A 288-nucleotide genomic window follows, 5' to 3' on the forward strand; every position below is an offset into this window, starting at 1 on the left:
GCGCCAGCAGGTCCACATGCCCCGAGGTGCCCCGTTCATCACTGGGTGTCCAGTGGATGTAGCGCAGGGTGGTTTGCAAATGGCCATGGCCCAGCAGACGTTGCAGTTCATGCACCGCCAGCCCATTCTCCAACTGGTGCGTGGCGTACGCATGTCGCAGGCCGTGGATCCCCACCGACTTGCTCACCCCGGCGCGGCGGCGACAGCGGCCAAACAGGCGCTGTGCTGAACTCACGCCAATGTGATGCTGCGGTTGGAACGTATGTGGAAACAGCCACACACGCGGGC

At 63.9% G+C, this 288-nt stretch carries 1 protein-coding gene; it reads right to left on the reverse strand.

The genetic code is table 11. The features are described from left to right. Nucleotides 1-235 (reverse strand): tyrosine-type recombinase/integrase (locus CKO35_RS17665; protein WP_338031830.1); only part of this gene is annotated, 235 nt, incomplete at its 3' end. Nucleotides 236-288: the final 53 nt, after the last annotated feature.

This window comes from Ectothiorhodospira shaposhnikovii (assembly GCF_016584105.1).
Classification (GTDB): domain Bacteria; phylum Pseudomonadota; class Gammaproteobacteria; order Ectothiorhodospirales; family Ectothiorhodospiraceae; genus Ectothiorhodospira; species Ectothiorhodospira shaposhnikovii.